21 protein-coding genes and 2 pseudogenes are annotated in these 17,525 nt (G+C 71.7%); 13 read left to right on the top strand and 10 right to left on the bottom strand.

Features of this window, described 5'->3' with window-relative positions; genetic code table 11:
• The first annotated feature begins 169 nt into the window (after positions 1 to 169).
• From HDA41_RS21320 to HDA41_RS21305, 4 genes are all read left to right on the top strand, one after another.
• Positions 170 to 1,663 (top strand): DEAD/DEAH box helicase, encoded by a 1,494-nt coding sequence (locus tag HDA41_RS21320; protein WP_184986183.1) that lies wholly within the window; start codon positions 170 to 172, stop codon positions 1,661 to 1,663.
• 41 nt (positions 1,664 to 1,704) lie between these two features.
• Positions 1,705 to 2,052: a CBS domain-containing protein gene (locus HDA41_RS21315; RefSeq protein ID WP_221511574.1), complete on the top strand. Its 348-nt coding sequence runs from the start codon at positions 1,705 to 1,707 to the stop codon at positions 2,050 to 2,052.
• Positions 2,053 to 2,095: 43 nt separating this feature from the next.
• A complete protein-coding gene (locus tag HDA41_RS21310) occupies positions 2,096 to 2,407 on the top strand; it encodes an SCO5918 family protein (protein WP_184986179.1) in 312 nt (103 codons plus the stop codon).
• Between the two features lie 452 nt (positions 2,408 to 2,859).
• Complete coding sequence (locus HDA41_RS21305; protein WP_184986177.1) at positions 2,860 to 3,213, top strand: MerR family transcriptional regulator; 354 nt, start codon at positions 2,860 to 2,862, stop codon at positions 3,211 to 3,213.
• On the opposite strand, the pseudogene HDA41_RS21300 reads toward HDA41_RS21305, so the two are convergent.
• Positions 3,214 to 3,678 (bottom strand): annotated as a pseudogene (locus HDA41_RS21300) (thioredoxin-like domain-containing protein); the annotation flags it as partial.
• A 142-nt stretch (positions 3,679 to 3,820) separates the two neighbouring features.
• On the opposite strand from HDA41_RS21300, the pseudogene HDA41_RS42735 reads away from it, so the two are divergent.
• A pseudogene (locus HDA41_RS42735) lies at positions 3,821 to 4,036 on the top strand (cupin domain-containing protein); the annotation flags it as partial.
• Between the two features lie 315 nt (positions 4,037 to 4,351).
• Here the strand turns inward: HDA41_RS42735 and HDA41_RS41395 are convergent.
• The 3 genes from HDA41_RS41395 to HDA41_RS21280 form a co-directional block, all read right to left on the bottom strand.
• Complete coding sequence (locus tag HDA41_RS41395; RefSeq protein WP_230299469.1) at positions 4,352 to 5,053, bottom strand: GNAT family N-acetyltransferase; 702 nt, start codon at positions 5,051 to 5,053, stop codon at positions 4,352 to 4,354.
• A gap of 264 nt (positions 5,054 to 5,317) precedes the next feature.
• Positions 5,318 to 5,548, bottom strand: coding sequence for a hypothetical protein (locus tag HDA41_RS21285; RefSeq protein ID WP_221511573.1), 231 nt, complete (start codon positions 5,546 to 5,548; stop codon positions 5,318 to 5,320).
• A gap of 17 nt (positions 5,549 to 5,565) precedes the next feature.
• On the bottom strand, positions 5,566 to 6,162 hold the full coding sequence (locus HDA41_RS21280; protein WP_184986173.1) for a DUF5994 family protein: 597 nt from the start codon (positions 6,160 to 6,162) through the stop codon (positions 5,566 to 5,568).
• Positions 6,163 to 6,521: 359 nt separating this feature from the next.
• On the opposite strand from HDA41_RS21280, the gene HDA41_RS41390 reads away from it, so the two are divergent.
• Complete coding sequence (locus HDA41_RS41390; protein ID WP_230299470.1) at positions 6,522 to 6,722, top strand: hypothetical protein; 201 nt, start codon at positions 6,522 to 6,524, stop codon at positions 6,720 to 6,722.
• A gap of 18 nt (positions 6,723 to 6,740) precedes the next feature.
• Here the strand turns inward: HDA41_RS41390 and HDA41_RS21270 are convergent, their stop codons facing one another.
• Entirely contained in the window at positions 6,741 to 7,253 is a 513-nt protein-coding gene (locus tag HDA41_RS21270; RefSeq protein ID WP_184986171.1) for a DUF5994 family protein, read from the bottom strand.
• 162 nt (positions 7,254 to 7,415) lie between these two features.
• On the opposite strand from HDA41_RS21270, the gene HDA41_RS21265 reads away from it, so the two are divergent.
• Both HDA41_RS21265 and HDA41_RS21260 read left to right on the top strand, forming a co-directional pair.
• Entirely contained in the window at positions 7,416 to 7,709 is a 294-nt protein-coding gene (locus HDA41_RS21265; RefSeq protein ID WP_184986170.1) for a hypothetical protein, read from the top strand.
• 113 nt (positions 7,710 to 7,822) lie between these two features.
• Positions 7,823 to 8,392 carry a DUF5994 family protein gene (locus HDA41_RS21260; RefSeq protein WP_184986168.1) on the top strand — a complete coding sequence of 190 codons (570 nt, stop codon included), beginning with the start codon at positions 7,823 to 7,825 and terminating at the stop codon, positions 8,390 to 8,392.
• Positions 8,393 to 8,426: 34 nt separating this feature from the next.
• On the opposite strand, the gene HDA41_RS21255 is transcribed toward HDA41_RS21260, so the two are convergent.
• Together HDA41_RS21255 and HDA41_RS21250 are read right to left on the bottom strand one after the other, a co-directional pair.
• Positions 8,427 to 8,825 carry a DUF5994 family protein gene (locus HDA41_RS21255; protein ID WP_184986166.1) on the bottom strand — a complete coding sequence of 133 codons (399 nt, stop codon included), beginning with the start codon at positions 8,823 to 8,825 and terminating at the stop codon, positions 8,427 to 8,429.
• 41 nt (positions 8,826 to 8,866) lie between these two features.
• Entirely contained in the window at positions 8,867 to 9,865 is a 999-nt protein-coding gene (locus HDA41_RS21250; protein WP_184986164.1) for an acyl-CoA desaturase, read from the bottom strand.
• Positions 9,866 to 10,051: 186 nt separating this feature from the next.
• Here HDA41_RS21250 and HDA41_RS21245 point away from each other — a divergent pair, with 186 nt between their 5' ends.
• From HDA41_RS21245 to HDA41_RS21235, 3 genes are read left to right on the top strand one after another with little or no spacing between them, the layout of a single operon-like run.
• Positions 10,052 to 10,408 (top strand): PRC-barrel domain-containing protein, encoded by a 357-nt coding sequence (locus HDA41_RS21245; RefSeq protein WP_184986161.1) that lies wholly within the window; start codon positions 10,052 to 10,054, stop codon positions 10,406 to 10,408.
• A gap of 42 nt (positions 10,409 to 10,450) precedes the next feature.
• Positions 10,451 to 10,621: a hypothetical protein gene (locus tag HDA41_RS21240; RefSeq protein ID WP_184986159.1), complete on the top strand. Its 171-nt coding sequence runs from the start codon at positions 10,451 to 10,453 to the stop codon at positions 10,619 to 10,621.
• A gap of 56 nt (positions 10,622 to 10,677) precedes the next feature.
• Complete coding sequence (locus HDA41_RS21235) at positions 10,678 to 11,304, top strand: VOC family protein (RefSeq protein WP_184986157.1); 627 nt, start codon at positions 10,678 to 10,680, stop codon at positions 11,302 to 11,304.
• 67 nt (positions 11,305 to 11,371) lie between these two features.
• On the opposite strand, the gene HDA41_RS21230 is transcribed toward HDA41_RS21235, so the two are convergent.
• A complete protein-coding gene (locus tag HDA41_RS21230; RefSeq protein ID WP_184986155.1) occupies positions 11,372 to 11,782 on the bottom strand; it encodes a hypothetical protein in 411 nt (136 codons plus the stop codon).
• Positions 11,783 to 11,947: 165 nt separating this feature from the next.
• Positions 11,948 to 13,030 carry a saccharopine dehydrogenase family protein gene (locus tag HDA41_RS21225; protein WP_184986153.1) on the bottom strand — a complete coding sequence of 361 codons (1,083 nt, stop codon included), beginning with the start codon at positions 13,028 to 13,030 and terminating at the stop codon, positions 11,948 to 11,950.
• A 117-nt stretch (positions 13,031 to 13,147) separates the two neighbouring features.
• Between HDA41_RS21225 and HDA41_RS21220 the strand changes: the two genes are divergently transcribed.
• Both HDA41_RS21220 and HDA41_RS21215 read left to right on the top strand, forming a co-directional pair.
• On the top strand, positions 13,148 to 14,113 hold the full coding sequence (locus HDA41_RS21220; RefSeq protein ID WP_184986151.1) for a helix-turn-helix domain-containing protein: 966 nt from the start codon (positions 13,148 to 13,150) through the stop codon (positions 14,111 to 14,113).
• Between the two features lie 76 nt (positions 14,114 to 14,189).
• Entirely contained in the window at positions 14,190 to 16,172 is a 1,983-nt protein-coding gene (locus HDA41_RS21215) for a protein-arginine deiminase domain-containing protein (RefSeq protein WP_376706805.1), read from the top strand.
• Between the two features lie 150 nt (positions 16,173 to 16,322).
• Here HDA41_RS21215 and HDA41_RS21210 read toward each other — a convergent pair whose 3' ends face one another.
• Complete coding sequence (locus HDA41_RS21210; RefSeq protein WP_184986149.1) at positions 16,323 to 17,525, bottom strand: acyl-CoA dehydrogenase family protein; 1,203 nt, start codon at positions 17,523 to 17,525, stop codon at positions 16,323 to 16,325.

Here is a 17,525-nt window from a genome sequence, read left to right as displayed (position 1 = left end):
CTGGGGCCCGCACCTTGGGGTGCGGGCCCCAGCTCGCTGCATTTCAGGGCGCGTGGCAAGAAAGCCGCGCCCACACCTCAGGCTCGTTCTCGCGATTCTCTGCGCCGTTCATTTTGCTGCGGAAATTCCTTGCTACGTGCCCACGAGCTCACATCGAGGAAGGTTCCGCTTGAACCGCGCACGCACCGCCCGCACGACCCGCACCTACGACCGCTCCCGCGGGTCTGCGGCCAAGGGCTCGGGGGCTCCGCGCCGCTCCAAGGGCTTCGAGCGCCGGCCGGCCGCTCCCCAGGGGGAGTTCGCGCTGCCGGTGACGACCACGCCCGCGCTGCCCGCCGTAGAGGCGTTCGCCGACCTCGCTCTGCCGTCGCCGTTGCTGGCCGCGCTCGGCCACGAGGGCGTGACCGTGCCGTTCCCCATCCAGGGGGCGACCCTGCCGAACTCCCTCGCCGGGCGTGACGTGCTCGGCCGCGGCCGTACCGGGTCGGGCAAGACCCTCGCCTTCGGGCTGGCGCTGCTGGCCCGTACGGCCGGACAGCGCGCCGAGGCCAGGCAGCCGCTCGCCCTGGTCCTGGTCCCCACCCGCGAGCTCGCCCAGCAGGTGACCGACGCGCTCACCCCGTACGCCCGCTCCGTCCGGCTGAAGCTGGCCACCGTCGTCGGCGGCATGTCGATCGGCAGGCAGGCGGGTGCGCTGCGGGCGGGGGCTGAGGTCGTCGTCGCGACGCCGGGGCGGCTGAAGGACCTCATCGACCGCGGCGACTGCCGACTGGACGACGTCGCCATCACCGTCCTCGACGAGGCCGACCAGATGGCCGACATGGGCTTCATGCCGCAGGTGACGGCCCTGCTCGACCAGGTGCGCCCCGAGGGGCAGCGGATGCTCTTCTCGGCCACCCTGGACCGCAACGTCGACCTGCTCGTGCGCCGCTATCTGACGGACCCGGTGGTCCACTCCGTCGACCCGTCGGCGGGTGCCGTCACGACGATGGAGCACCACGTGCTGCACGTGCACGAGGCGGACAAGCACCGCACGACCACCGAGATCGCGGCGCGCGACGGCCGGGTGATCATGTTCCTGGACACCAAGCGCGCCGTGGACCGGCTGACCGAGCACCTGCTGAACAACGGCGTCCGCGCCGCGGCTCTGCACGGCGGCAAGTCGCAGCCGCAGCGCACGCGGACCCTCGCCCAGTTCAAGACCGGCCATGTGACGGTCCTGGTGGCGACCAACGTCGCGGCCCGCGGCATCCACGTCGACAACCTCGACCTGGTCGTCAACGTGGACCCGCCCACCGACCACAAGGACTACCTGCACCGCGGCGGCCGGACCGCCCGCGCCGGCGAGTCCGGCAGCGTCGTCACCCTCGTGACACCCGGCCAGCGCCGCGGCATGAACCGGCTGATGGCTTCGGCCGCCATCACGCCCCAGGTCACCCCGGTGCGTTCGGGAGAAGCGGAACTGAGCCGCATCACAGGCGCCCAGACCCCGTCCGGTGTCCCTGTCGTCATCACCGCACCGGCCCCGGCGCATCCCCGCCGTGCCGCATCGTCCGCGGGCCCCTCGTCCCGGGGCCGCAGGAACCGCCCCGTCCAGGGGCGCCTCACCGGACAGGCGGGGCGGCGCAGGGCACAGCGGCCCGCCTACGACCCGGCGGCCTAGTGACGTCGGTCCTCAGCTCACCCATCTCCGCGGAGGCAGCTTTGACAACGGTTCAGACGCAGTGCCGGCAGGAGGACCCCTCCCCCGTGACCGTGGTCGACGCCGTCGACGCGTCCGGCCCCCGGGTCCGCGACGACATGACCGTCGAGGTCGCCCTGTCGGTCATGGCCGGCGCGCGTGTCGAGTACCTCATCCTGTGCGACGGGGACGATCAGCGCACGGGCTCGGTCACCCGGGCCGAACTCGCCGTTCACCGCGGCAGTTCCACGTACACGGACCGGACCCGGCTCCGGGAGGTCCTCGACGGACCGTTCGTCTCACCCGTCCCCCGGACCGCCGCCGCCGGCGAGCACGTCCGGGCCCCGGGCGTCCTCGCCCTCTCCTGCTGAACCGCCTCGCCCGGTCAGCCGTTTCTCCTTCTCTGGGAGCATCATGCGCTGTGTCATCGCCCGGTACCCGTTCGACCTGACCAAGAGCGGAGTGCTGGCCTCGATGAAGGGCATCACGCCCGAGACCGTCACGGGTGAGTCCGTGACCATCGGCCGCCGTCGCTACCCCGTCAAGCAGGTCGGCCAGGTCATCACCCGCCAGGACCGCCGCGACTTCACGGGCAGCGAAGTCGTCCGGGCCATGGCCCGCCTCGGCTTTACCTGCCACGCCCACCCCGAGGCCGCGCCCGTGCGCGTCCCCACTCCGCTCCAGAACGCGTCGGCACTGCTCGGCGCCGCACCCCTGGACGCATGAGGAAGGGCGGACGACCGCCCACCCCGATCCCGATGAGGGCCCTGCCGACGCGCGTCGGCAGGGCCCTCGTCGTCGTCCCGCCGTCCCTGCGGGACCCGGGCGGTCTACGCCAGCAGAGAACAAAATCTGCTCTTGCCAGAGTAGACATTGAGCTCCAACGCAGTTAGTCTTTTTCCCGTTGACACAGATCAGTGAGCAGAGAAGGACGGAGGAGCAGACGCCATCAGGATCGCCCGGCCCGAGCAGTACGGGGCCGGGTACCGCAAGACCCCGGATTGGAAGGTGGTCCCCGGTCACGCAGCCGCGATCCCCGCATCCCCCCGTCTGCAGGACCGGGAGCGGAAACAGAAGGTCGGCAGAGCATTAGGGCCGACAGATGGTGTTCAATTTCCTTCGGGGCCCTGGTGCCATACGGCACCAGGGCCCCTCGACGCGTTGCACTACGAGGTGACATGACAGCAGATACCCCGCTCAGCGGTCGTCTGGACGACGACGACTACCCCGCATACACGATGGGGCGGGCCGCCGAGATGCTCGGCACCACCCCGGCCTTCCTCCGAGCCATCGGTGAGGCCCGTCTGATCACTCCGCTGCGCTCGGAGGGCGGACACCGCCGGTACTCCCGCTACCAGCTGCGCATCGCGGCGCGCGCCCGCGAGCTCGTCGACAGGGGCACGCCGATCGAGGCCGCGTGCCGCATCGTCATCCTCGAGGACCAGCTCGAGGAAGCCCAGCGCATCAACGCCGAGTACCGCCGCCGTGCCGGGCACGAGGCGCCCGAGGGTTCCGTTGCCGAATCCCGCTGATCACCTGGGCGCGGGCCGGCCGACGACCGCGCCGGGCGCGGTGAGGCCGCCGGTGCACGGAGCGCCGGGCTCCGGGGTCTGGGGGCCCTGGACGTAGGCGGTGGTGAACTGCTCGACACGCGGGTCGGATGCCGCGTCCACCTGAGCTGGTGTCCCCGTGCGGAGAGCATGATCGCCCCGGACTGCCGGGGGGCGGGGCTCATCAGGGTGTAGGGCGTCCGGGCCACCTTGCCGGCGAGCCGCTCGACGTCGGCGGCGGTCGCCGTGCCGTTGTACGTGATCCAGACGGCGCCGTGCTCCAGGGAGTGCACGGCGTTCTCGTGGCGGACCGTCTCGGTAGACGGTGCCGTCGCAGGTCATCCACTCCTTGTCATGGGCGCCGCCGACGGGCGGGGTCATGGGACAGCCGATGTCGCCTTCGACGTGGTCGTACGTGAACGCACCGGCGTCCCAGACCCTCTCACCGAGTTCCGACCCGGGCAAGGTCAGACGTTCCAGACACCCTGCCGGGCAGTGACGCCGGCGTACTCGGAGAAGTCCCGGGGAGCCCGGCCCAAGGCCTTCTGGGCTGACCAGCACGGATCCGCTGACGGACCTCCTGAACGGGGTGCGGACCAGGGGCGCCGTCTTCAACCAGTCCTCCCTGACCGGCTCCTGGGCGGCACGCTTCCAGGACGGCTCGCCGCTGGCCCTCGCGGTCCTCGTGCGCGGCTCCGCGTGGATCACTCCCCAGGGCGGCGCCCCGGTGCGGATCGGCTCCGGAGACGTCGCGCTGCTGAGCGGCGGCGCACCGTACGTGATCGCGGACGACCCCGGCACCGCACCGGAACTGGAGATCCGCCACGGAGGCCGCTGCACGACCCCGCAGGGCGAGGAACTGGCCCGCCCCGGGTACCGGATGCCGGCTCCTGGGACGCGGGAGGGACCGACGGCACGCTCCTGCTCAGCGGGCTCTGCACCGTGGACAGCGGCGCGTCGGGTTCGCCAACGCCTTCGCCTTCAGCGCCGCGTTCAAGCGGGAACACGGCATCAGCCCGAGCGAGTACCGCGTGCGCGAGACGCGGGCCGCGACCTGACGTCCGGCTCAGGCGTGCGGGGTCGCGTCGGAGTTCTTCCCGCCCAGGTCACCCCCCGGCCGTCAGCCGGGCCGTCGGGTGCGGTTCTCGTGGGCGTCCGTGCGGGTGGTCGTGCCCGGCTCGATGGGCAGGACCAGGACCCTCATCGGCGCGGGGGCCGTCGGCCGGAGGACCGTGGGATCCGGCGGCCGGCGGATCGTCCCGATGTCCTGCCATCCCCACGACAGGAAGGCGTCGCAGGCGGGAGCGTCGGCCTGGTCGACCAGCGTCGCCCCGAGCGAGGTGTGGTGGTCGGCCAGCAGGCGGTTCTGGAGCCTGCGGGCGAGGCCCTGGTCGTCCGAGCGGGGGTGCACCAGGATCTCGGTGATCGCGAAGACGTGTCCGGACGCGGTGAGCTGTTCGACGCTCTGCGGAAGGGCCCCCTCGAACCCCCTCCACCATGCCCCGTCGCGCGGTACGGGGAATCCGTAGGCACACCCGGCCAAGGCCGTGTCCTCCCCGATCAGCAGCGCGAATCCGGACCGCCGGACGGCACCGGTGAGCCGCCGCAGAAACGCCTCCCGGGCCCGGTACTCCTCGCCTTCCTGCGCGCGTGAGGACTCCACGTACAGGTCGGCCAGGTCCTCCCGCAGGGTCTCGGCCTGCCAGCGGTTCAGCCGGCGCAGGCGTACGGCGTGGGCGGGAGTCGGTGTGCTCGCCTCACCGTGGGCATCGACGGAGGTGGTGTGGTCGGGCCGGTGGACGTTCAGCCGTGGAAGGGGCATGGCTCCTCGGTTCGGAATGCCCGTCGGAGAGTGCCGCGTGGGCGGACCGGGCCCGGCCCTCGCGGCGTGCCGCCGATACGGGGTGATCGTGGGGCGGAGGAACGGCCGGTCCACAGGCCTGAGTCGGCAAGCACCGTGCTGGATCGGCCGTCCGGGGATGCGCCATGAACCGGACGCATCCGCGCCCGGTGGGCATCGTGTCCTGGAGGGAGCGTGGCTCTGTGCCGTCCCGCCCCGGGCTGTCCCCGGCCCGGGACGCGGGGCTCAGGCCTGCTTACGGGGGCGGCGCCAGGAGAACCGCCCGCGTCCGCCGGGGCGGCGGCCGGTGCCGCCCGTCCCCGCCCGGCCTCGGGCCTTGTGCGGAGCCCGTCCCGCCACAGGCATCCCCGAGCGGCCGTAGTGGAAGGCGGCGATGCGGTTGTTGTGCTGTGAGTTCAGCTGGTGGATGAGGAACACACCGAGAGCGATCATCCCCAGGATCACGGCAACGGACACGAATGTCTCCACTGGTCTCACCTTCCCATGGGCTGCTGCGGCATCGAGACGGTCACGGCCGGGACCCCGGGACGTGCGGCCACGCCGCCGGCCTCATGTCCTCCTTCGGAGTCCCAGACCGCCTCGACGGCCCGGTCGGCCTCGTACGCCGTACGCGAGCGTGCCTCCTCCGCCATCAGCCGGCTCGCGGTCGACGTGCCCAGTGGGTCGCTCGCGGCGGCCATCAGCCGGGCGGCCGACTCGGGAGTCGTCTGCGGCGGGATCACCAGGAGGTTCCAGCGGCCCACGCGGTACGAGAGCAGCAGCAGTTCGTGCGCGTCCTGCTCGGGCAGGAACCAGCCCACCTTCACCACGTGGCCGGCGACGGGCACCTTGCGGGGTACGACCGGCCAGTGGGTGGGATTCACCGTGACCCGGGTGATCCGCCCCCACAGCGGATCCAGTACGGCGGTCAGGGAGGGGAGTTCCGCCCCGAGATCGCGGGAACGGGGCCACCATGCGCCGTCCAGCAGAGCCGGTGCGAGACCGACGGGAGCGAGCGACAGACGCGGAGAGGACGAGGAGAGCCGGTCATCGGCTTCGGCTGTCACGGGGTGGGAAATGGTCGCAGTCATGACGCGAACCCTGCCCCGGGCCGATCGCGACCGGCCCGGCATATTCGATCGCCGAAAACGACACGAGCCTGAAAGCCGGTGCGCGAAATATCCTCGGTGATTCCAGCGTACTCCTCGAACCGGCCCGACGGACCGTACGGACAAGGGCGGAACGGCCCCATTCGCCCCTGCCCGGAGCCGTTGTCCCTGCGGCAACAAGGGGAAGGGGAAAGGGATGACCGGCATCCCCCGCACGACCAGGGCCCGTGCGTGGAGTGCTACCGCACCGGCGCCGCCCGGACGAACATCGAGCTGGCGCGGCCGGAGCCCGCCGACGGCCGGCCGCACACTTCGCCGCACGGGCCCGCGAGACGGGATACGTGAGCACGCACGCCCTCCCGCTCCGCCTGCGCAGCCGCGTCATCGGCGCGCTCGACGACGCCTTCGTCGCGTTCCGGTCGAACACGCGCGCCCGTCACCTGCGCCTGTCGGAGCCGGCCACGCGGATCGTCTCGGGTGACTTCGGCACCGCGGGCATCCCGGTACCGGCGACGGTCAGCCCCGAGGACCGCCGCGGCTGACCGGCGACGCTTCCCGGACTAGTCGCCGGGGGCGTTCGGGACTTCCGTGGCGTCGGGGTTCGCTCGCTCGGTGCCGGTGTCGATGAGGATCTGTTCGGCCCGCGCCACGCCGCCGGCCCGGGCGGCCTCGGCCATGGCGGCGCGCGCGGCGTCGGGCGTCGCATGCGGCGGGACGACGAGGAGGGAGAAGAGGTCCTGCCCTCCCCGGGTGATGAGGACGGTGTCGTCGCCGACCGCGGAGGAGTCGATGTGGACGACACGGTCGTCGATGGTCATCCGCGTCGGCAGCTCTTCCCAGGCGCCGGCGTCCAGGCCGACACGGGTGATGGGCCCGAGGTACTCCGTCAGTGCGGTGATCAGGCCGGGGAGCTCGGTGGCGATGTCGCGGGAGCGCGGCCACCACGCCCCGTCGAGCACGCCCTGCCGGTCGTGTGTCGTCTCCAGCCGTACGACGGCCGTTCCGGGCCGTATGGCCTGGTGGACGGCGTCCGGCAGGAGCCTGGTCACACGCGGGGAGTCGGAGTCGGACATCGCTCTCGCCTGCCTGCCTGCCGGGGGAATCCTGCCGGGCACGAGGAAGCCGAGCGGCTTCCTCGTTTCACGGTACTCTCCGGCCGATGAGGGCCGGGAAGCCGGGAGTAGAGTGAGAGATCCGGCGCGTCTCCTACCGGGACATCGAACTCCGAGGTCGCCATGCAGTCCACGGAACCAACCCCGGACGGGCACGCCGAGGTCCGCATCGTCGCCGCCTCGCCCGAGGTCGCCCGTCGGGTCGCTGAGGTTCTCCGCCGTTGCTTCGCCGCCAGCGAGCAGCGCAGCTATCCCGCGGGCCCCGACGGGGGAACCCGCCTCGACCTCACCGTGGACACCAGCCGCACGGCAGAACCCGCACGGTCGTGGCTGGAGACCAGCCGGTCCGCGCAGGACGGCCGCCGACGACGTGAGACGGCGTCCGGGAACCGGCCGCCCGGCCCCTTCGGGGAGTAGCGTGAACTCATCGGGAGCACTTCGCACCCCGGCTCCGACGCCGGCGTCGTTCCCGGTGCAGGACGACGTCGGGCGGCTGCACCCACGCAGCGGTCCGGAGACGGGTTTGCGCGATGTCCGCGACCATCTCTCGCCCCCCGCTGCGGGCCGTTCCGTTCAGGACCCCGACCGCGCGCCTCGCGCTCAGATCCGAGAGCCCTGCCGCGGGGCACGCCGAGCTGGACGGCGCCTGGTGGCCTCGTTCACGTGACCTGACGAGCGAGCTCTCCGGCCTGGCGGACATGCTGGACCCGCTGTGGGGGCGGATCACCCGTATCGCGGTCAACCCCCGCCACTGGCCGATCCTCCCGCCCAGGATCGTCGTCAACGGCCATGTGGTGCGAGTTGGTTGGTTCACCTCGGAACTGGATCCGCACGAGATCCTCCTGCTGTCCTACACCGCGGGCCGCTGGGACCTCCTGGTGATTCCCCCGGAGACCGGCGCCCCCTCGGCCGCCCGGCTGATGGCCGCGGCGAGTGCGGACACCGGCCCGGCGATGACCGCGACCGCGCTCGTGACGGCGGAACGGGCCCGTCACGCAAGCCCGGAGGCCGGGGTGACGCACGGGAGCGGCAGTGCCCTCTCGTCACAGGGCTCACCGAGCTCACACGGCCGCAATCAGCGGCGTGCCGTGGGGAGGTGACCGCCGTGGTCACCTCCCTCGCCGTTCCGCGCGGTCACACGTCATCGCTCGCCGCGGCCGCCATGAGCGGTTCCGCGGCCTCGTCGGTCGTATCGGGCGGCACGACCAGCAGGTCCCAGCGGCCTCGGCCGGGGGCGAGCAGGACGACGGTGTGCGGGGCGGACGCCGCGAGGGCCCTGTGCAGTCGTACGACCTGGTTGGAGACGAGCATCCGGCCGGGGGCCGCCGGCCACGTCGCGCCGTTGACCGTGACGCTGGTGACGTGGCCCCACGCCCGCGGCAACCCGGAGAGCAGCGACGGGAGTTCGGCGAGCAGGTCGTACGAGCGGGGCCACCACGCTCCGTCGATGGGCCGGGGCATGCCGCTGCGGGGTGCGAGACGCAGCCGGAGGTCCGGGCGGGAGGAGAGCGGGGGCTGTGGCGCGGTGGTCATGAGGGCTCCTGTCGACGTCATGAGAGGTCCGGTGGTCGGTGTCAGACGCGACGGGCCGCGACCCGGTCCGCGGTCGGCCAGCGCACGTCGTGCACCCAGCCGAGGCGTTCGAGGAGGCGGATGAAGGCGGCGGAGGGGTCGACCTGACCGCGGTCGACGCCGTGACGGGCGCTGGTGGGGTCGGCGTGGTGGAGGTTGTGCCAGCTCTCGCCGAACGAGAGCAGGGCGAGGGGCCACAGGTTGGTGGCCCGGTCGTGGCGCCGGGTGCGGAACGGGCGCTCACCGATGAGGTGGCAGAGGGAGTTCACGCTCCAGGTGACGTGGTGGAGCAGCGCGATGCGCACGAGTCCCGCCCACAGCAGGGCGGTCACGCCGTACAGCCACGTACCGCCGATGGCCCAGCCCACGCCGAACGGCAGGGCGAGGGTGAGGACGCACAGGACCGGGAAGGCGCGGGAGACGGCGCGGATGTCGCGGTCGGCGAGCAGGTCGGGGGCGTACCGGTCGGCGGGTGTGCTGTCGCTGCGGAACAGCCAGCCGACGTGCGCGTGCAGCAGCCCGCGCAGCTGGCCTCGCAGATGCGTGCCGTAGCGGTACGGGGAGTGCGGGTCACCCGGCCGGTCGGTGAAGGCGTGGTGGCGGCGGTGGGTGGCGACCCAGCCGATGACGTCGCCCTGGAAACTCATCGACCCGGCCACGGCCAGCGCGATGCGCACGGGGCGGGCGGCCCGGTAGCCGCCGTGGGTGAGGCCGCGGTGGAAGCCGACGGTGACGCCGAGACCGGTGATCGTGTACAGGACGAGGGCGAGCACGATGTCGGTGGGGTGGATGAGACGTCCCCACAGCAGCCAGCCGGCGAGCGCGATCGCCACGAACGGCAGGACGACGATCACCCCCGTCACCGCGACGTACAGCCGCTCACCGCCGTCGCGGATGGGCGCCGGGCCGTCCGACGGGAAGGGGGACGTTCCGTCGTAGCCCTGGGGCGACGGGGCGGGGTCCGGCGGTGCGGACGTCTTCGGAGTGCGAGGCGGTGGCATGCGTGGCTCCTCGGCCTGGATGCGGATGGCGCGGCCGGGGTCACGGGCTGCCCATGAGAGGACGGGTGGAGTGCGATGTCCGAAACCGGTCAGAATTCCGGCATACGGAAAATCCTCGTCCTCTCCACCGTACTCCGGCCCGGGCCGGAGTAGGGTGAAACGGCGGGACCAGACAGGGAGCGCGGCATGATCCGTTCAGCCGACATCCGCGAATGGCGCGACCATGACGTGGTCGACCCGAAGCAGCGCAAGATCGGCATGCTCGAAGCGGTCTACGTGGACACGTCCACCGACGAACCGGCCATGGCCACCGTCCGGACCGGTCTGCCCACCCGTCGGCGCCTGATCTTCGTGCCCCTCGACGACGCCGTTGTCGGACCGGGTTACATCAAGGTCTCCTACGCCAGGGGACAGGTACGCAAAGCCCCCTCGATCGGGACGGACGACGTCCTCCCGGCCGAGCAGGAGGAGGAGATCTTCCAGCACTACGGCATGACGTACCAGCCGGGAGCGGGGGGCGAGCGCCGGCTCGCCCGCCGGTGAGGTGACCGTACGCACGTGGCAGAGGAGAGGTGGTCCGCGGTGATGGCACTCTTCCTTCTGGTCATCCTCATGGCCGTCGCCCTGGGGATCATCGGTGTGGCAGCGGAGGGCCTGGGTTACCTCCTGGCCATCGGCATCGTGGTCTTCGCCGTCGACGCGATCTTCTTCGCGGTACGAGTGTCCCGGCACGCGGGGCGGCGGCCTGTGCGCTGACGCTCCGGTCAGGAATCGAGAAGCGCGGGTTCCCAGACGCGCCTAGCGTCGTTCTCATGACTTCCATCGCATCCGTCACCCTTGAGGTGGACGACCCCGCAGCCGCCCGTCACTTCTACAGCAGCGCGTTCGGACTGGGCAGTCAGGTGCGCGTGCGGGCCTCTGAGGCTCCCGCGAGCGGCTTTCGCGGGTTCACGCTGTCGCTCGTGGTGTCCCAGCCGGCCGATGTGGACGCTCTCGTCGACGCCGCCGTGAACGCCGGTGCCGCGACCCTGAAGCCCGCCGCCACATCCCTCTGGGGCTACGGGGGCGTCGTGCAGGCGCCGGACGGGACGATCTGGCAGATCGCGTCGTCGTCGAAGAAGAACACCGGCCCGGCCACCCGGCGGATCGACGAGATCGTCCTCCTGCTGGGCGTCGCGGACATGGCCGGGAGCAAGCGGTTCTACGTCGAGCACGGCCTCGCCGTGGCGAAGAGCTTCGGCAGCAAGTACGTCGAGTTCGCCACCGGGCCGGGCTCCGTCAAGCTGGCGCTGTACAAGCGCCGGGGCCTGGCCAAGCTCGTCGGCGTCTCTCCCGACGGCACGGGGTCGCACCGGCTCACGGTCAACGGTGACGCCGGGCCCTTCACCGACCCGGACGGGTTCGCCTGGGCGACCGCGTCGGAGACCGCGTCGCTGTGACCGTGTGCGGCCTTACGGGGTCGTGACGTACGGGCGCGGCGCTGCTCCACCAGCGATGCCTGCGGTCTCACAGGCCGGCCGGGGGCGTCTCCTCAGGGAGCAGGCACCAGGCCATGTGTCCAGCCAGAAAGCTCTCCAGCTCATGGTCGGCCACGGACTCGGACGGCAGATCGTCCGGGCGAGGTCGGTAGAGAGCGTTCAGTTCGTCCCGCAGCTGTGGGTCCAGCACGGGAGCCTGATATTCGTCGATGGTGCCTCGCAGAAACAGCCAGTCGAACAGTCGAACCGCTGGGCTGCGCCCCGACTGGGGGTGCTCGGACAGGTGCGTCTCCTGCCAGGAGCCGACGTAGAGGTAAGCCGCACCGGCCAGCGCTTCGGTGAGGGCAGGAGTCGGATCCTTGAGGTTCCAGTAGACCCGCGCATCCGCGACGGACAGGGGCTGTGGGATCGCGGCGAGCCACAGGCGGTAGTCGCTCATCGGCACAGCTTGCCACCCGCCGTTGTGCCCCGACGATCTCCTGGCCGAGCTCAATGGCCAGGCGGACCAGGCCCGGATCACCACGCTGATGAAGCGCTACAGAGCGCAGAAGCGATAGTTCCGGCTGAGTGCGTTCGTGGGCGCCGGCCGACGCCCCCTCGTCCGTCAGGACTCCGGCCCTCCCCGGAGCGGTTCGAAGGTGATGTGCGGGGCCAGGGCCCGGAGGAAGTCGGCGGCGTCGAAGATCCGGCCGGCGGAGGCCACGCCCGTCGTGCGGGTGCGGCCGGTGAGGACGCGGTGGACCGCCTCCACCGCCAGCGGTGCGGTGACGGCGTAGATGTCCTGGCCGGTTGCCACGGCGCGTCGTTCGGTGGGGCCTGAGCGTACGACGGCTTCGACGAGGAAGGTCTGGTCGGAGCGGCCGTCGGCGTCGGCCGCGGTCGGGGGCGGGGTGTCCGGGGAGGAGAGGTCGCCGGCCGCTTCGGTCGTCATGTGGGTGCGCACCTCGGGGATGGAGAGGTGGCTGGGGAGGGTGACCACGTCGGCCATCGTGAACTCGCCGATGACCTCCCTGGTGCCCATCGGGTCGGGGAACGGCCACTTCAGGAGGGCCGGCTCGTCGTTGTGGTACTCCAGCCGGCCGTTCGCGAAGCGGACACGCCGGCCGGCCCGACGCTCGTGGGAGACCGTGCCCGCGCTGCGTGTCCCGGGGGTGGGGTGCCAACCGCTCAGTCCGTAGGCGATGGTCGCTTCGTCGGCCGTCGTCCAGTCGCCCATCGCGGCCGTGGCCAGGAGGTCGCCCAGGCCGCCGTAGAAGGCCATCGCGGGGACGATCACCGCTCCCGCCGCCCGGGCGCGGTCCGCGAAGTGCGTGAACGTGTCGGCGTTGGCCTCGATCTCGGCCGCCACGTCCACGTACGGGATTCCGGCGCGCAGGGCCGCCTCGATCACGGGCGCGGCGGTCAGGGCGAAAGGCCCGGCGCAGTTGATCACGGCGTCCGCGCCGTCCAGGGCGCGGTCGAGCGAGGCGGGGTCGTCGACCCGGGCCGGGCGGACTTCGAGGCCGGGGGCGGATGCCGCCAGCGCGCGCAGTTTGTCCGCGTCGCGGCCGGCGAGGACCGGGACGAACCCGCGATCGCGCAGTTCAGCCACCACGAAGCGTCCCGTGTGGCCGTACGCGCCGTACACCGTCACCGTCTGTGCCGTTCCAAGTCCCGGTTCCGTTGCTGTTCCTGTTCCCGTTCCCATGGGAGCTCCCCCCGTCGAGTGCTCGCGTCATCCGCCGCGAGCTGGTACGGACATCCTGGCCAAGGCGGGCCGCCCTGCGTGAGTGTCCGGAACGACGTAGCCCGTACAGTTCCGGACATGAGTACTGTCGCGCTCGCCGTCACCGACGGGATGCTGCACTTCGAACTGTCCCTGGCGTACGAGGTGTTCGGCTCGGCTCCGGCGGGCGTGAGCGTCCCCTGGTACGACGTCCGGGTCTGCGGAGTGGACGCCGTGCGGGTCGGCCGGTTCCGGCTGGAGCCCGACCACGGGCTCGACCGGCTCCCGGACGCGGACACCGTGATCGTCCCCGGCTGGGCGGACACCGACGTGGAGCCGCCCGCCGAGCTCGTCGGAGCGGTGCGTGCCGCCCACGAGGCGGGTGCGCGGGTGGTCTCCCTGTGCACGGGCGCGTTCGTGCTGGCCGCCGCCGGCCTGCTGGACGGCAAGCGCGCGACCACCCACTGGGCGCACACCGCGGCGCTGGCCGACCGCTACCCGCGGGTGGAGGTCGACCCGGACGTGCTCTACGTGGACAACGGCAGCGTGCTCACCTCGGCCGGCAAGGCCGCCGCGATGGACCTGTGCCTGCACCTGGTCCGTCTCGACCACGGCTCGTCCGTCGCCAACACCGCGGCCCGCCGCCTGGTCGTGCCGCCGCACCGGGCCGGTGGCCAGGCCCAGTTCGTCGCCGCCCCGGTGCCCACCCGGGACGACCACCCGCTCGCCGCGCTGCTGCCCTGGGCGATCGAGCGCCTCGACCGGCCGCTCACCGTGGAGGATCTGGCACGCCGGGCGGGGATGAGCTCGCGTCATCTGAGCCGCCACTTCAGGGCGGTGACCGGCACCACCCCGCTGCAATGGCTGCTGACCCAACGGATCCGCCGCGCCCAGGAGTTGCTGGAGAGCACCGACGACGTGGTCGACGCCATCGCGGCGGCCACCGGCATGGGCACCGCCACGACGCTGCGCCGGCACTTCAACCGCACGGTCGGCGTGCCCCCGGACACCTACCGCCGGACCTTCCGCTCGGCGCCCGGACCCACCGGGCCGACAGCGGAGTAACTCTCGCCACACACTGAACGCACAGCCGCTGTTCCCCCTCTTGCACAGCGAACCCCCCAACCGAGAGGAACGTGCCGTGCGTTCACGTACGCGTATACGTACACGTAGACCTTCGCGCCTGTACCCGGCCGGGTCGGTCGTCCTGGCTCTCGCCGCCGCGGGATCCGTGCTGGCGGGGCCGGCCGGCTCCGCCTTCGCCGCCGAGACGGGCGGCCGGGCCGATCTGCGGGCGGATGTGAACCGCGACGGACGGGTCGACGTCACCGGCGGCAGCGACAAGAACGGTGAGGACACCTGGTCCGTCGGGCGTGGAGCTGTGTACCTGCCCAACATCGACGACGACGCCAAGCGGTGTCCGGTGACCGCGCCGGGCGGCAAGCCGCTGTCCGACGCCAAGCTGGCCGCGTGCAACGACGGCTCCGACACCAAGGTCAACGGCAGCGCGGACGCCGCCGACCTCGCGCGGGTCCGTTCCGTCCCCCTGCCGGGTCTGCCCGCGGACGCCAAGGGCAGTCTGAAGGTCACCACGGGAGGCACGCACGCCCGCCTCTTCCTCAAGCGTTCCGGCACGTGGATCCCCGTGACGTCCAAGACCCGGCTGACCGCCGCCGAGCTGCGTTCCGGAGCGGAGTTCGGTCTCGAGGGCACCGATGTCGTCCGGGACAGCGCGAAGTGGGACGGCCGTGCGGTGGTCCGGCTGACGGTGACGTCCGGGCAGAAGTCCACCTCCGACGCCGTGACCCTGCGCGTCGCGCCGCTGCTGACCCACCATCACCTGCAGAACACCCAGCAGGTGATGGTGACCGAGGTCCAGGGCGAGGGCCCCTACAGCCGCCTCCAGCAGAAGTTCGTCGCCGACCTCGCGAAGGAGGTCAAGAACGCCGGCATCACCACACCGCTGGTCACCTTCACGAAGTACGCCGACCCCTGGGCCCAGGACTTCGTCGAACCGGCCTACGTGAGCATGACCGGGCCGGGCGGTCAGCGGCACGTGATGCGCGTGATGCTGCGTTCCGCCCAGCCGGACCGGGACGCGGGCCGGGAGCTGTTCGAGAAGGTGCGCGGCCGGGACGTCGGTGTCGTGCAGGTGACCGACCGGGCGGAGCCCGACGACTGGTCGCTCAACTCCATGGGGAACCTGGAGACCATCCCGCCCTACGCGCACGGCGGGCGCTCGTTCCCGGCCGGGCGGATCATCATGGGCGAGCGCAAGGACAGCGGGGCCCGCCCGTCGAAGGTGATGCGGACGATGCTGAAGTCGCAGGGCTTGCAGGATCCGCTGCTGCTGGACACCTCCTGGCTGGGCGTGGGGCACGTCGACGAGTTCGTGCAGTTCCTGCCCGCCGACACCCCGCGCGGCTGGCGCATGGGCGTCGCCGACCCGGAGGCGGGGCTGCGGATGCTGCGCGACGCCAAGCGCGACGGTCACGGCAAGACGAAGATGTTCTCCATCCCGGGCCGGAGTGACAGCCCGGCGCCCAAGGAGACCATCGACCAGGCGCTCGGCTCCCGTCACCTGGTGGCCGACAACGAGATGGCGGCGCGGCGCATCGCGGCCAACCTGGAGATCCTCAAGCGCGAGACGGGGGTCACCGACGAGGAGATCGTGCGGGTGCCCGCGCTGTACACCCGCGACTCGGAGGCTCTGACCGCCGAGGGCCAGGAGATTCCCGTGCCGCGGCTGACGCGCATGGGGGCCGGCTCCGACCTCGTGGACAGCCTCGGGGACCACGGCCAGCAGAAGTGGCTCGCCGAGAACCCGGCCGCCCCGCGTGCGGCGGCCGCGGTGACGGTGACGACCAGCGCGTACGTTCCCGGTGCGGTCAACGGCGTGCTCCTGGCGCGCGACCGCTACCTCGCCCCGCGCCAGTGGGGGCCCGTCATCGGCGGCAAGGACATCTTCACGGAGGCCGTCACGGCCGCTTACCAGCGGGTCGGCCTGAAGGTGTCGTACATCGACGACTGGTACACGTACCACCTCGGCATGGGCGAGGTGCACTGCGGCACCAACACCCTGCGCGACGCGACGGTCGCGTGGTGGCAGCGCCCGGCGCGGTGAGCCGTAGCGGGGAGTAGTCGGTGAGGCGTCCGGTTCCGTCGGCCCGGGGGGCGGCGGAACCGGACGTATGACGAAACCCCAGGCCCAAGACCTGGGGTTGCTTCGTCCGAACCGCCGGTTCATCCGGAACGGTCGTGTCCCTGCGGGGTTTTACACGAAGGCGCTCTGGCCCGTGATCGCCTTGCCGACGATCAGGGTGTTCATCTCGCGGGTGCCCTCGAAGGAGTAGATCGCCTCGGCGTCGGCGAAGAAGCGGGCGATGTCGTGGTCCAGCAGGATGCCGTTGCCGCCGAAGATCTCACGGCTCCAGGCCACGACCTCCCGCATCCGGGAGGTGACGAACGCCTTGGCCAGGGCGGAGTGTTCGTCGCGGAAGATGCCGGCGTCCTGCAGCCGGGCGAGCTGCACCAGCATCCCCCAGGACGCGGTGATGTTGCCGAGGCTCTTCACCAGCAGGTCCTGCACGAGCTGGAAACCGCCGATCGGACGGCCGAACTGCTGACGCTCCCGGGCGTAGTCCAGGGCGAGTTCGTAGGCACCGGCCATGACGCCGAGGGCCTGCCAGGCCACCCCGGCACGGGTCGCGCGCAGGATCTCGGCGACGTCGCGGAAGGAGTTGATGTTCTGCAGGCGGTTCGCCTCCGGTACCCGGACGTCGGTCAGGGTGATCTCGGCGTTCTCGACGATCCGGAAGGCGGTCTTGCCCTCGATCTTCGCCGGTTCGAAGCCGGGCGTGCCCTTCTCGACGACGAAGCCCTTGACGTGGTTGTCGTCGACGTCCCGCGCCCACACGACGACGTAGTCGGCGAAGGTCGCGTTGCCGATCCACTTCTTGGCGCCGTTCAGGACCCAGGTGTCGCCCTCGCGCCGTGCGGTGGTGCGCATGCCGCCCGCGACGTCGGAACCGCCGAGGGGCTCGGTCATCGCGAACGCGCCGATCTTGTCCATGGCCGCCATGGCCGGGAGCCAGCGGTCGCGCTGTTCCTGGTCGCCGCCCGAGTGGACGGAGTACATGGCCAGGCCGTTGTGGACGCCGAAGAAGGTGGCCACGGAGGCGTCGGTGCGGGTCATCTCCATGGCGAGCACGCCGCTGAGGAGGTTGCTGACAGCGGGGCGGTGCTCGCCGTAGCCCTCGTACGACAGACCGGCCAGGCCGCTCTCACGGAACAGGGTGATGAGTTCCCTGGGGAACTCGCCCTTGGCCCAGTTGTCGTTGACGAGCGGCTTGATCTCGTCGCGCATGAGGGCGCGGGCCTTGAGGAGGATCTTGCGCTCCTCGTCCGGAAGCAGCGCCTCGTAGGCGTAGAAGTCGGCGGTGAGCTGGTCTTCGAGCGGTTCGATGGTGGTGGTCAT

Source organism: Streptomyces caelestis (genome assembly GCF_014205255.1).
GTDB classification, from domain to species: domain Bacteria; phylum Actinomycetota; class Actinomycetes; order Streptomycetales; family Streptomycetaceae; genus Streptomyces; species Streptomyces caelestis.
The sequence above is the reverse complement of the archived record's forward strand: the minus strand, read 5'-3'. Positions and strand labels throughout refer to the sequence as shown.

Excerpts from the sequence above, each read along its gene's own strand:
- HDA41_RS21245 (WP_184986161.1), top strand. The coding sequence starts at position 10,052 with ATGATCCGTTCAGCCGACATCCGCGAATGGCGCGACCATGACGTGGTC.
- HDA41_RS21260 (WP_184986168.1), top strand. The coding sequence starts at position 7,823 with ATGTCCGCGACCATCTCTCGCCCCCCGCTGCGGGCCGTTCCGTTCAGG.
- HDA41_RS21310 (WP_184986179.1), top strand. The coding sequence starts at position 2,096 with ATGCGCTGTGTCATCGCCCGGTACCCGTTCGACCTGACCAAGAGCGGA.
- HDA41_RS21210 (WP_184986149.1), bottom strand. The coding sequence starts at position 17,525 with ATGACCACCACCATCGAACCGCTCGAAGACCAGCTCACCGCCGACTTC.
- HDA41_RS21270 (WP_184986171.1), bottom strand. The coding sequence starts at position 7,253 with ATGTCCGACTCCGACTCCCCGCGTGTGACCAGGCTCCTGCCGGACGCC.
- HDA41_RS21230 (WP_184986155.1), bottom strand. The coding sequence starts at position 11,782 with ATGAGCGACTACCGCCTGTGGCTCGCCGCGATCCCACAGCCCCTGTCC.
- HDA41_RS41395 (WP_230299469.1), bottom strand. The coding sequence starts at position 5,053 with ATGCCCCTTCCACGGCTGAACGTCCACCGGCCCGACCACACCACCTCC.
- HDA41_RS21235 (WP_184986157.1), top strand. The coding sequence starts at position 10,678 with ATGACTTCCATCGCATCCGTCACCCTTGAGGTGGACGACCCCGCAGCC.
- HDA41_RS21305 (WP_184986177.1), top strand. The coding sequence starts at position 2,860 with ATGACAGCAGATACCCCGCTCAGCGGTCGTCTGGACGACGACGACTAC.
- HDA41_RS21240 (WP_184986159.1), top strand. The coding sequence starts at position 10,451 with ATGGCACTCTTCCTTCTGGTCATCCTCATGGCCGTCGCCCTGGGGATC.
- HDA41_RS21250 (WP_184986164.1), bottom strand. The coding sequence starts at position 9,865 with ATGCCACCGCCTCGCACTCCGAAGACGTCCGCACCGCCGGACCCCGCC.
- HDA41_RS21220 (WP_184986151.1), top strand. The coding sequence starts at position 13,148 with ATGAGTACTGTCGCGCTCGCCGTCACCGACGGGATGCTGCACTTCGAA.
- HDA41_RS21265 (WP_184986170.1), top strand. The coding sequence starts at position 7,416 with ATGCAGTCCACGGAACCAACCCCGGACGGGCACGCCGAGGTCCGCATC.
- HDA41_RS21255 (WP_184986166.1), bottom strand. The coding sequence starts at position 8,825 with ATGACCACCGCGCCACAGCCCCCGCTCTCCTCCCGCCCGGACCTCCGG.
- HDA41_RS21280 (WP_184986173.1), bottom strand. The coding sequence starts at position 6,162 with ATGACTGCGACCATTTCCCACCCCGTGACAGCCGAAGCCGATGACCGG.
- HDA41_RS21225 (WP_184986153.1), bottom strand. The coding sequence starts at position 13,030 with ATGGGAACGGGAACAGGAACAGCAACGGAACCGGGACTTGGAACGGCA.